12 protein-coding genes are annotated in these 10,611 nt (G+C 58.2%); 4 read left to right on the top strand and 8 right to left on the bottom strand.

The features are described from left to right. Positions 1-34: 34 nt before the first annotated feature. Positions 35-523 carry an NUDIX domain-containing protein gene (locus tag PEL01S_RS33535; protein ID WP_127463269.1) on the bottom strand — a complete coding sequence of 163 codons (489 nt, stop codon included), beginning with the start codon at positions 521-523 and terminating at the stop codon, positions 35-37. A gap of 101 nt (positions 524-624) precedes the next feature. Between PEL01S_RS33535 and PEL01S_RS33530 the strand changes: the two genes are divergently transcribed. Beyond that, positions 625-1,173 (top strand): histidine phosphatase family protein, encoded by a 549-nt coding sequence (locus PEL01S_RS33530; RefSeq protein WP_127463268.1) that lies wholly within the window; start codon positions 625-627, stop codon positions 1,171-1,173. Positions 1,174-1,199: 26 nt separating this feature from the next. On the opposite strand, the gene PEL01S_RS33525 is transcribed toward PEL01S_RS33530, so the two are convergent. Genes PEL01S_RS33525 through PEL01S_RS33515 form a run of 3 tightly spaced genes read right to left on the bottom strand, consistent with a single transcriptional unit; the run spans position 1,200 to position 4,633 of the window. Then, positions 1,200-2,000 carry an inositol monophosphatase family protein gene (locus PEL01S_RS33525; RefSeq protein WP_127463267.1) on the bottom strand — a complete coding sequence of 267 codons (801 nt, stop codon included), beginning with the start codon at positions 1,998-2,000 and terminating at the stop codon, positions 1,200-1,202. 49 nt (positions 2,001-2,049) lie between these two features. After that, positions 2,050-3,927 carry a sensor histidine kinase gene (locus tag PEL01S_RS33520; protein ID WP_127463266.1) on the bottom strand — a complete coding sequence of 626 codons (1,878 nt, stop codon included), beginning with the start codon at positions 3,925-3,927 and terminating at the stop codon, positions 2,050-2,052. Beyond that, positions 3,914-4,633 carry a response regulator transcription factor gene (locus tag PEL01S_RS33515; protein WP_127463265.1) on the bottom strand — a complete coding sequence of 240 codons (720 nt, stop codon included), beginning with the start codon at positions 4,631-4,633 and terminating at the stop codon, positions 3,914-3,916. Before PEL01S_RS33515 ends, PEL01S_RS33520 begins: the two co-directional genes overlap by 14 nt. 175 nt (positions 4,634-4,808) lie before the next feature. Here PEL01S_RS33515 and PEL01S_RS33510 point away from each other — a divergent pair, with 175 nt between their 5' ends. After that, a complete protein-coding gene (locus PEL01S_RS33510; protein ID WP_239551353.1) occupies positions 4,809-5,714 on the top strand; it encodes a M23 family metallopeptidase in 906 nt (301 codons plus the stop codon). Positions 5,715-5,830: 116 nt separating this feature from the next. After that, a complete protein-coding gene (locus PEL01S_RS33505; protein ID WP_127463264.1) occupies positions 5,831-6,565 on the top strand; it encodes a WecB/TagA/CpsF family glycosyltransferase in 735 nt (244 codons plus the stop codon). A gap of 103 nt (positions 6,566-6,668) precedes the next feature. Here the strand turns inward: PEL01S_RS33505 and PEL01S_RS33500 are convergent, their stop codons facing one another. The 3 genes from PEL01S_RS33500 to PEL01S_RS33490 all read right to left on the bottom strand — a co-directional run bounded on the left by PEL01S_RS33500 (position 6,669) and on the right by PEL01S_RS33490 (position 9,541). Then, positions 6,669-7,463, bottom strand: a complete 795-nt coding sequence (locus PEL01S_RS33500; protein ID WP_010497563.1) for an ABC transporter ATP-binding protein — start codon at positions 7,461-7,463, stop codon at positions 6,669-6,671. Continuing rightward, a complete protein-coding gene (locus PEL01S_RS33495) occupies positions 7,463-8,377 on the bottom strand; it encodes an ABC transporter permease (protein WP_063179488.1) in 915 nt (304 codons plus the stop codon). The genes PEL01S_RS33500 and PEL01S_RS33495 overlap by 1 nt, the downstream gene beginning before the upstream one ends. Before the next feature lie 78 nt (positions 8,378-8,455). Then, positions 8,456-9,541 (bottom strand): ABC transporter substrate-binding protein, encoded by a 1,086-nt coding sequence (locus PEL01S_RS33490; RefSeq protein ID WP_127463263.1) that lies wholly within the window; start codon positions 9,539-9,541, stop codon positions 8,456-8,458. 216 nt (positions 9,542-9,757) lie between these two features. On the opposite strand from PEL01S_RS33490, the gene PEL01S_RS33485 reads away from it, so the two are divergent. Beyond that, positions 9,758-9,946 carry a hypothetical protein gene (locus PEL01S_RS33485; RefSeq protein WP_174807050.1) on the top strand — a complete coding sequence of 63 codons (189 nt, stop codon included), beginning with the start codon at positions 9,758-9,760 and terminating at the stop codon, positions 9,944-9,946. A 46-nt stretch (positions 9,947-9,992) separates the two neighbouring features. Here the strand turns inward: PEL01S_RS33485 and chrA are convergent. Then, the coding region (chrA, locus tag PEL01S_RS33480) for a chromate efflux transporter (RefSeq protein ID WP_127463261.1) at positions 9,993-10,611 on the bottom strand (619 nt) is incomplete at its 5' end.

Genomic DNA, 10,611 nt, shown 5'->3' with positions numbered 1-10,611 from the left:
GATCGGGGCTGTGCGACGTCAGGTTTTTGCTGTTTTAGGAAGATGGAAGCGGGTACTTGTCGAGCTGATGCTCCTCGAAGAATACTGGCGTCCCGGTACGCCTTGCGGCATAATCGGCAATCTGCTTTCTTAAGTTCGGGTACAGCACGATCTTGTCCAGCTCGGAAAGCGGAATCCATCGCACGCCCGTTTGATTCGGATCGGGGCTCGCGGGCATTGCGGGCACGGACCCTTCCTTCAGCTTGCTATCGAATATAAGGTGGACGCTGTGCGTGGCGCCATACACGTGATCGCTTCGATGCGGTGCGTATTCGTACACGAAGGCCAGCGGTCCGACCTCGACGTCCGCAGCGGCTTCCTCCCGCGCTTCCCGGATCACCGCTTCGATGACCGATTCCCCGGCTTCGACCCCTCCGGCAGGCAAGTTATAATGGACTCCGTTTGCATCTGTGAATTCGATCAACAGCACGTTCTCATCCCGGAGGATAAGCGCGCAGGCGCGAACCCGTATCGGATAAGTCATTCTGTTCTCCTCCCACCCGTTTCCTATGCATCTCGTAACTTATGGATTTTGCTGCTAAACTGAAGGTAAAGCTTCACTTCACCGAAGACGGAGGCGATGGGATGCAAACGATTTATTTGATCAGACACGCTCAAGCGACCGGACAAGCTCCGGACGCGGCGCTTACACCCCAAGGCGAGGCGCAGGCGGCTATTCTTGCTGACTTGCTGCACGCGTTTCCCGTCGATACGGTCGTGAGCAGCCCTTACCTGCGGGCTATGCAAACGATCAGGCCATTGGCGCAGAGAGCTGGGCTTTCCGTGACGACCGATGACAGACTGCAGGAACGCGTGCTCTCGACCCTCGATTTGCCGAATTGGCGCGACTTGCTGAAGCGTTCGTTCGTAGAGCCGGACTGGAGCGCCGAAGGCGGCGAATCCGGACGGGCGGCCATGAACCGCGGAGTGAGTGTCCTCCGGGACATCCTCCGAACGGAAGCGCAGCGCCATATCGCTGTCGTCACCCACGGCAACCTTATGACGTTAATGCTGCAAGCTTTCGACAGCCGCTTCGGCTATGACCAGTGGGAACGGCTGACGAACCCGGATGTCTACCTTCTGCTTTTCGATCAAAGGCAATTTCAACGGCTGGACCGGCTCGAAATGACTTAGAGCCTGTAGAAACTGAAAACCTGCGCCTACCCGCCGAGTCCCGCCCGGACCATGGAAAGCAGACTTTCCAGACGGTCCGGAGGGCAGGCGACGATATACGGCTCGGAGTTCATGCCTTCGAACGGCCGGCCGTCGAAGTCGACGACCGCCGCTCCCGCTTCCTTCGCCAGCAGCAGGCCGGAATACAAGTCCTCGCCTTCCGAATTGTACAGCACGATGCCGTCCAAATCGCCGCGCGCGAGCATGCTCCACAGCAGCGTTGGCGCCCAGAGCGACAGGACCCGTTTGCTGCCTGCGTCGAGATGGTGCTTCAGCGACGTGGCCTGTCCGCCCTTGCCGACGTCATGCCCCTGAATCCAGCCCAAGGTCATTTTCCCGGCGGCTGCGGACGCCTTGACGCGAATCGGCAGCCCGTTGCACAAAGCTCCTTTTCCCTGCTCGGCGACATACAAATTTTCCAGCTGCGAATCGTAGATGACGCCCAGCCGCGGCTCTCCCCGGTAAATGAGCGTCAGCGATACGCCATATACCGGCAGCCCGATCGCGTAGTTATTCGTCCCGTCCAGCGGATCGACCAGCCACAGCCAATCGCTTTCCGCTCCGGACCAGCCGCTCTCCTCGCTGCGAATCCGATGCTCCGGGAACCGCTCCTGCAGCCGGTTCAAAATTTCCTTCTCGGCCAAATGATCGATCGCGGTCACCAAATCCCCTTGATTCCCTTTGGCCATCACTTCTTTATCCCGGTCAAAATGCTCCTTCGCCAGCTTTCCCGCGGCTGCGGCCGCTTCGCAGGCGACCTCCCGGGCTATCCTCAACGTCTCGTTCATCAACTTTGTCTTCCTCCCCTGCTCCCGATAAGGGAAATTATACCTGATCCTACTGCACAGCCTCAACCGGTGGCGAGGCTTGCCTGAGCCATATCGTCACAATCGTCCCTCGGCCAAGCTCGCTCTCCACCCGGATATTCCCATGGTGGGCCAGAACGATCTGCCGAGCGATCGCCATCCCAAGCCCCGTTCCGTCCGACCCTCCCTCGGTATTCGTACCGCGGTAATACCGTTCGAACAGCCGGCCGACCGTCTCCTCATCCATCCCGCTGCCGTTATCGCGGATTTCCAAACGGGCGAAGCTTTCGGCTTCTCCGTCCCTCGTGACGCTTACTTCCACGTCCGTTCCTTCGGGATTGTGCAGGACCGCATTCGCCAGCAGATTCACGATCGCCCGGCTGAGCCATCGTTCGTCTACCCGGGTAACAAGCGGACCAGGGGCGGGTCGAAAGACGATACGCGCGCCCGCAAATCTCGGATTCGTCCGAAAACGGTGAATAACGATGTCCGTCAAATCGTTCAGCTCCGTCTCCCGCAGCTCCAGCGGCAGCGCTTCGTTCTGCAAGCGATAGGTCAGGCTGAGATCGTCGATCAGCAGCTCCATATATTGCGCCTTCTCGCGGATCACGCCGGCAAATTCGCAGATTTCGTCGGTCGACCAGCCGTAATCCGGCGCTTCCAGCATATGCGAATAGCCTTTAATCGACGTGAGTGGCGTTTTCAAATCGTGGGATACTCCGGTGATCCATTCCTCTCTCGTCTGCTCCAGCTTGGCCCGCATTTCCTCGTTGCGGCTCAAAATTCCCGTCAGCCGCCTTAGCGAGAGGAACACGTCGGCGAACAAACGGTACCGGCGCTGCAGCCGGCCCTTGCGGTCCAGACTGCGAGGACCCCGAAGTCCGTCCGGCTCGCGGAACTGGCCCTGCCCGAGCTGCTGAAGCCAGTCGATCATATGGAGCACCGGCCCGCCGAAGCGGTTGGCATACCAGAGCGACAGCAGCAGGAACAGAAACAGCGTCGTCAGCAGCAGGCCGACAAACGCAACGAGCATAATGCTGATCTCGTTTTTCAGAACTCCCGCAAAAATCCCTTTCTCATGAAACGGGATGGTCACAACCCAGGTATACTGCGTGCGGGAATCGTAATGAGTGGCCTGCTTGATATCGTATCTGTTGCCGTAAACCGACCGGAGTGCAAGCTCCTGAAGGGAGTATTCCGTCAACACGTTCCCCGCGCTGCCGAACAAAGCAACCTGCCGCCCGGACGGGTCCAGCAGTTGCAACGCGGCATCCGCCTCCTTGAGCCGGTCCTCCAAGCCTGCAGGCAGCATCGAGCTTGGCCCCGGCGCGCCGGCCTTTTCCACGATCATCTCCAGCAGACGCTTCTCCTCCGGGATGACGCCATAGAGCAGCGTATAGGTTACGCCGCCTCGCTGCCGAATCCATACGGCCAAATCATACGGAAACGGCTCCTTTTTTCTCCAGTAAGCTTCAAATTCCCCCGGCTTATAAGCGGTCGGTACGTCCTCGGGCGTATACACTGAGTAGGTTGCTCTCCCTTGACCGTCGAGCATTTGCAGCCAGCCGCCTTCGCTTCTCACAATGTCCAGTAGCTCCTCGTCAAAATGAGGCGTTCCCGTCTCATCCACTTCCATCGTGTCGATCAGCTTCAGCATGCCCGCCTGCGCAAAGCTGCGGCCCGCATCAAGATCCAGCAGCTTTAGCTGCATCCAGTACAAGATCAAGACTGCCAACACGACGAGCAGAATGCCAGTCACGATCAGCCGCAGGCTGAAATGGCCGATAAGCCGCCGGATGACCCGCTTGCCTCCGTCCGACACAGGCGATGAGACCGAGGCGGGAGCCGAGCCTTCCCCTACATTCCGTTCCTCATCCGCCGCTCCCTTTGCCCGCCTAAACGTCATCATTTCCGCCTCTCACCAGCTTATAGCCCAGCCCCCGGACGGTGACCAGCAGTTCCGGCTCCGCAGGATTGCGTTCGATGCGCTCCCGGATGCGGTAAATATGGACCATGACGGTGTTGTCGTCGCTGAAGCTGGATTCGCCCCATACCCGCTCATACAGCTCCTGCTTGTTGAAGATCCGGTTCGGATGCTTGCAGAAAAACAAGAGCAGCTGAAACACCTGAGCCGGGCATGGAATCCGCCTGTCCTCGACCGTCAGTTCTCCCGCAAGCTCATTCAACCGAAACCGCCCGAAATCGTAGACGCCCTGCGTGGAGGGCCCTTCCGCGAACTTGACAACCCTTCGGAGCTTCGCTTTGATCCGGGCAGCCACTTCAAGCGGATTGAACGGCTTGGTCACATAATCGTCTCCGCCCAGGGCGAAGCCGCTAAGCTTGTCCAGATCGGAAGAGCGCGCTGTCAGGAACAGAATCGGCGCATCGGTGCGCTGCCGGAGCTTCGGACATACCTCAAACCCGCTTTGCCCAGGCAGCATTACGTCGAGCACAATATAATCATAAGACCTGCTGTCGCACGCCGCGATCGCTTCTTCGCCCGTCGCCGCCGTATCGATATGAACAAATCCTTCTTTTTCCAGTACCTTCTTCAACATACGGACAATGGTCGGCTCATCGTCGACCAATAAAATGGTTGCTTCGTTCGCCTGCATTCCATATCCTTCCTCCCCGGCATATCGCTTCACTTATCATACCACACCGCGTTTACCCGCAGAGGAACGGATTCTTAACGGAACCTTAACGATAAAAAATTAAGACTCCGGTAAGCTGCTGTTTCACCCGAAGTAAATCCGGCTAGTTATACTTGAGCGAAAGGAGAGGATATCCATGTGGTTCAGCATTGTGATGTTATTTTTGGCAAGCTTGTTTTTCCCGGTCTATTTCATGATCGAGCTCGGGCGGAAACGCCAGAGCAAGCTGGCGTGCTTCGGGTGGTTCCTTGTTGCCACCTCCTATACCCTCTACATTTGGAACGTCGGAAGATGGGATTGGGTCGGCTATTATTTCCGCTACGCCCTCATCGCGTTCTGGCTTTATTCCGTCGTGCGCGCCATAAGAAATAACCGGAACGTGCCGCTGTGGCCGCCGCGTTCTTTCGTTTCATGGGTAGGCCCTGCGCTGTCCGCAGTCTTCGCCGCGCTGTTTGTTTTTCTGGGCGGTTACGCGCTGACCGGACACCGAGCGTCCGAAGAGACGGTCGATCTGCGCTTTCCGCTGCGCGGCGGTACTTATGACGTCGCTCACGGCGGCAGCCGGACGATCGTAAACTACCACCACGAATACTTGCCGCAGCAGTACGCGCTGGATATTGTAAAGCTGAATGCCGGCGGCTGGAGAACGAACGGCATCTACCCCAGCGAGCTGCAAGCCTATGCCATCTACGGTGATACGCTGTACAGCCCCTGCAACGGCAAAGTGCTGGAAGCGGTCGACGGGTTCGAGGACAGAGCGCCCACCCTGTCGGAAAAGCTGCCGGAAGGCGTGCCGCCCGCCGGCAACCATGTCGCGATCGGCTGTCTGGATGCCAAAGTGTACATCGCGCATATGCAGAAAGGCAGCGTGAAGGTGAAAGTGGGGGATACCGTTGATGTGAACACGCCCCTCGGCCTTGTCGGCAATTCGGGAAATACGTCGGAGCCGCATCTTCATATCCACGCGGAGCGCAACGGAGCGGGCGTGCCCATTACGTTTAACGGCGAGTTTTTGGCGCGGAACGGGTTGATCCGGCAGTAACGGAGACCCGGCGACCGGCATGTTTGTCGGGAGCAGCCTCATAGGCGGTTGCGGGATGTTCTCCTCCTCGGCAATTCTGTGGTAAGATGGAGGAAATGAACGTAGAGGAGATACCGATGCAAACCGTTTCTATTTTAGGCGTACCCTTTTCCAAATTATCTTTAGACGAAACCGTAAACGAGCTGCATCACCGGCTGGACCGGAACGATCCGCAGTTGTTTCACTTGATTACGGCCAACCCCGAAATTGTGATGAATGCAAGAAAAGATAGCGAGCTGCGGCACATTGTCGAGCAGGCGGACATGATTACGCCCGACGGGATCGGCATTGTCTTGGCCTCGCGTTTCAAGGGCGAGCCGGTGCCCGAGCGCGTAACCGGCTACGAGATGCTTCTCCGGCTGTTGGCACTCGGCCACGAGCACGGATGGTCGTTCTACTTCTTGGGGGCCGACGAAGAAACGAGCAAGAAAGCCGTCGACATCATCAAGAATCAATACCCGGGCCTCAAGGTCGCCGGCCGGCAAAACGGCTTCTTTACCGCTGACGACGAACCGAAGCTTGTGGAGCAGATTGCAAGCGTCAAGCCCGACCTTCTCATCGTCGCCATGGGCGCACCGCGGGCCGAAAAATGGATCTTCAAATACAAAAACCGGTTATCCGCCAAGCTCGCGATGGGTGTCGGCGGAAGTCTGGATGTCATCGCGGGCAAGGTCAAACGCGCCCCGGTCGTCTGGCAAAAGCTGAATTTGGAGTGGCTGTACCGCCTGCTGCGGCAGCCATCCCGCTGGAGACGGCAATTGGTGCTTCCCCAATTCGCCATCCTGTTTCTGCTGAAAGGCCGCAAAAGCTAGCATTGCAAAAAAAGCCACCGAACCTTCCCGGTTCGATGGCTTGTCAATCCTATTAGTTATACGGAACGCCTTGCCTGTTGCGCGGGGCGTTTTTCTTTTGCTCTTAACCGAGTACGACACGGTCGTCCGCAAGCTTAGTGCCGCGTATCCGCTCGAACTGCTGGAGCAGTCCTTCGATGGTCAGCCCCCGCTTCTCCTGCTCCGGCACATCCAAAATAATGCGTCCTTTATCCATCATGATGAGCCGGTTGCCGAGCCGGATCGCTTGATCCATATTGTGGGTGACCATGAGCGTCGTCAGCTTAAGCTCGGCGACGATCTGCTCGGTCAGCGACGTAATCAGCTCCGCCCGCGAAGGGTCAAGCGCTGCGGTATGCTCGTCGAGCAGCAGAATGCGCGGCTCGGTGAAGGTCGCCATCAGCAGGCTGAGCGCCTGCCGCTCTCCGCCTGAGAGCAGGCCGACCTTGGCGTTCAGGCGGTTCTCCAGCCCGATGCCGAGCCGGCTGAGCTGCTCGCGAAACATCGTCCGCCTGCGCCCCGTAACACCGATGGCGAGCCCTCTGCGCTCGCTGCGCTTGTACGCCATGGCCAGGTTTTCTTCGATCGTCATCGTCGGCGCGGTGCCGGCCATCGGATCTTGGAACACCCGGCCGATCCATGCGCTGCGGCGATACTCGGGCATCGATTCGACTTCGTTTCCGCCAATGACGACCTTCCCGAGATCCGGCGTCATGACGCCCGAGATGATATTCATGAGCGTGGACTTGCCGGCGCCGTTGCTGCCGATCACTGTAACAAAATCGCCCTCCTTCAATTGGAGGTTAATATGCGATAAGGCGAGCTTTTCGTCCGGCGTCCCCGGATTAAACAGCTTGGAAACATGTTCGACGCGTAACATTATCGACCACCTCCCGCTGAAACTTTCCGGGCACGGGAATTTTCGAGATCAGCCGCCCGTTGGCGGATGACCGACTTTTGACGCAGCTTGCCCCGGATCATCGGGAGCGTCAAGGCGCCGATAACGATGAGCGCGGTCATCAGCTTCATGTCCGTCGGCTCCAGTCCGACGCGAAGCGCCAGCGCCACGATCAGCCGGTAGACGATCGCGCCCAGCACCACGGCCAGCGTCGCACGGAATACCGTCTTCGCGCCGAACAGCGCCTCCCCGATAATGACCGAAGCAAGCCCGATGACGATCATCCCGACCCCCATCGTAATTTCGGCGAAGGCCGAATACTGCGCGATCAAGGCGCCGGAGAGCGCCACGAGTCCGTTGGACAAGCTGACGCCGACGATGATCGTGTTGTCCGTGTTCACACCGAAGCTGCGGATCATGCGGGGGTTATCCCCGGTTGCTCTGAGCGCAAGGCCCAGGTCCGTATGCAGGAACCAGTCCAGTGCAAATTTGACAACCAGCACGACGATCGGCATGACCAACAGCAGCGGAACGTCCGTCAGCAGCGTATCTTCTCCAAGCAGCGGAATGTTTGCTTTCCCCATAATCCGCAGATTGATCGAATACAGCGCAATCATCATCAAAATCCCGGACAGCAGCGCATTCACCTTGCCTTTGGTGTGCAGCAGTCCGGTACAAGCTCCGGCCACGAGACCGCCTCCGAAGGCCGCCAGTGTGGCGAGCGCCGGAGATACGCCGGAAGAGATCAAGACCGCGGCAATCGCGCCGCCGGTCGTGAAGCTGCCGTCCACCGTCAAATCGGGAAAATCCAAAATTCGAAACGTAAGATACACGCCGAGCGCCATAATGGCATACAGCATGCCGAGTTCCAAGGAACCTGTCAACGCGTCTTGCATATGTCCATCCTCCTGCAAAGAAATGCAAAAGTGACCTTGAGTCCGTTCGGAAGGTCACTCTGCCTGGGTCTTACGAAGTTATTTTGCCGAACCGCCGAGCAGGTTTTTCTTATCCTGTACTTTATTTTTCATGGAATCGGTAACTTCGACGCCTTCCTGCTTGGCGGCATCAAGGTTAATGATCAGGTCAAGCTTGTCCGGGTAGCTGACTTTCATGTCGCCCGGCTTGGCGCCGTTTTTGAGAATCTCGACGGCCATTTTACCCGCTTGGTAACCGTGATCGTAATATTTGAAGCCGTAGGTGGCGAGAGCTCCTTTTTCCACCGAATCGCGGTCGCTGGCGAAGAACGGAATTTTCTTGTCGCTCGCGAGCTTGATAATCGATTCGACGGCGCTTACAACCGTATTGTCGAGCGTGATGTAGATCGCGTCGACGCGTCCCACGAGCGATTCGGCGGCCTGCTTCACTTCGGAGCTGTTCGCAACCGATGCTTTGACGACTTGAATGTTATGCTTCGCAAACGCCGCTTCCGCCGTCTTCACCATAAACGCGACATTCGCTTCGCCTTCGTTCGCCACGATTCCGATCTTCTTGACCTTCGGGAAATCGGAAGCGATGAAGTCGATCAGCTTCGGAATGGCGTCCGGATGCGTATCCGCGGCACCGGTTACGTTGCCGCCCGGCTTGTCCAGGCTTTTAACGAGCTTCGCGGACACCGGATCGCTCACGCCTCCGAAAAGCACCGGCGCGTCTTTCACGTTCTGCACGACGGCTTGAGCCGACGGCGTGGCGATGGCGAATACCAGATCTTTTTTGTCGGCGGCGAACTTCTGAGCGATGGTCAGGTTCGTTGTAGCGTCGCCTTGCGCGTTTTTGTAATCTACGTCCATGGTCTCTTTGTCGATGAAGCCGTTGTCCTTAAGCGCGGCCAGGAAGCCTTCGCGCGTCGCGTTGAGCGACGGATGTTCGACAATTTGCGAGATGCCGATTTTGACAACTTTCTTGTCCGTAGGCTTGGAAGCGTCTCCACCTCCGGACGAATTGGCGGGCGCCGGTGCTTTGGTCCCGCAGCCTGCGACCAGCAGCGGTACTGCGATTAGCAGGGATAACAGTTTAGCGGATGTTTTCAATGATTTCGGACCTCCTGGATTTAACGTGTACATGCTTTAAAGCGATAATGTTATCATAGTATGAGGGTGGTCATCCGTCAATCCATAATTGAACATCTGCTAAATTTAACAAATTCCAAAATGAAGCTTTCGCGCCCGGAACGGAACGGCTAATGGAACCATTTCCCACCCGTTCCGTACGGCAGGTTTTGACGTTTCGGCAGCGAAATTTATTTCATTGTCGAAAATCTATGTAAGCCCCGGAGGCGAATGCCCGTGAAAATTGCAATCCTGGTTGTGCTGATGCTGTTGTACCCGCTTTTTTTGCGTTGGGTGCATATTACCGATCTGCGCGCCATTCCACTTGTCGTCCCGTATGCGCTCGGCGGGCTGTCGGTCATGGTCCTGCTTACGGAGCTTGGCAAAGGAGCCGCCCGCCTGTTCCGCAGAAAAAAATAGCCCGGACCTCGGGCGGGTCGCGAGCCAAGATGTCTGATGTGCAGGTTTAGACCAATCCCAAGGATAGCACCCATCCGAAAAAGGCGCCTGTGAGGACGACCGCCCAAGGCGGCAGCTTCCAGAAGACAAGCAAGCCAAATAGAACGGCAGCAGCCGCGAAGTCGGCAGGAGTCCGCACGGCGGACGTCCAGATCGGGTCGTACAAGGCCGCGAGCAGCAGGCCGACGACGGCGGCATTAATGCCCGCCAGCGCCCCTTGCATACGTGCATGCGTCCGCAAGGCGTTCCAGAACGGCAGCGCGCCGACGACGAGCAGGAAGCCCGGGAGGAAGACGGCCGTTGTCGCCAGCGCGGCTCCGGCTCCTCCTGCGGCCGCAGCGCCGAGATAAGCGGCGAACGTGAAGAGCGGTCCCGGAACCGCCTGCGCCGCGCCGTACCCGGCCAAGAACGTCTCCGGGCTCACCCAGCCCGCTGGGACGACTTCGCGCTCCAGCATGGGCAGCACGACGTGACCGCCGCCGAAGACAAGCGCACCCGCGCGGTAAAAGCTGTCGGCCAGCGCAAGCCCCATGCCGGGCGCGGCCTGCCGAAGCAGCGGCAGCGCAACAAGCAGCGCGGCGAACAGCGCGAGGCTGATCACGCCCGCGGTCCGGCCGACCGGCACG

This window comes from Paenibacillus elgii NBRC 100335 (assembly GCF_004000865.1).
GTDB lineage: Bacteria > Bacillota > Bacilli > Paenibacillales > NBRC-103111 > Paenibacillus_G > Paenibacillus_G elgii.
The sequence above is the reverse complement of the archived record's forward strand: the minus strand, read 5'-3'. Positions and strand labels throughout refer to the sequence as shown.

What these genes read in the sequence shown, in the direction of transcription:
- PEL01S_RS33535 (WP_127463269.1), bottom strand. Translation starts at nt 523, where the DNA reads ATGACTTATCCGATACGGGTTCGCGCCTGCGCGCTTATCCTCCGGGAT.
- PEL01S_RS33530 (WP_127463268.1), top strand. Translation starts at nt 625, where the DNA reads ATGCAAACGATTTATTTGATCAGACACGCTCAAGCGACCGGACAAGCT.
- PEL01S_RS33525 (WP_127463267.1), bottom strand. Translation starts at nt 2,000, where the DNA reads ATGAACGAGACGTTGAGGATAGCCCGGGAGGTCGCCTGCGAAGCGGCC.
- PEL01S_RS33520 (WP_127463266.1), bottom strand. Translation starts at nt 3,927, where the DNA reads ATGATGACGTTTAGGCGGGCAAAGGGAGCGGCGGATGAGGAACGGAAT.
- PEL01S_RS33515 (WP_127463265.1), bottom strand. Translation starts at nt 4,633, where the DNA reads ATGCAGGCGAACGAAGCAACCATTTTATTGGTCGACGATGAGCCGACC.
- PEL01S_RS33510 (WP_239551353.1), top strand. Translation starts at nt 4,809, where the DNA reads ATGTGGTTCAGCATTGTGATGTTATTTTTGGCAAGCTTGTTTTTCCCG.
- PEL01S_RS33505 (WP_127463264.1), top strand. Translation starts at nt 5,831, where the DNA reads ATGCAAACCGTTTCTATTTTAGGCGTACCCTTTTCCAAATTATCTTTA.
- PEL01S_RS33500 (WP_010497563.1), bottom strand. Translation starts at nt 7,463, where the DNA reads ATGTTACGCGTCGAACATGTTTCCAAGCTGTTTAATCCGGGGACGCCG.
- PEL01S_RS33495 (WP_063179488.1), bottom strand. Translation starts at nt 8,377, where the DNA reads ATGCAAGACGCGTTGACAGGTTCCTTGGAACTCGGCATGCTGTATGCC.
- PEL01S_RS33490 (WP_127463263.1), bottom strand. Translation starts at nt 9,541, where the DNA reads ATGTACACGTTAAATCCAGGAGGTCCGAAATCATTGAAAACATCCGCT.
- PEL01S_RS33485 (WP_174807050.1), top strand. Translation starts at nt 9,758, where the DNA reads ATGCCCGTGAAAATTGCAATCCTGGTTGTGCTGATGCTGTTGTACCCG.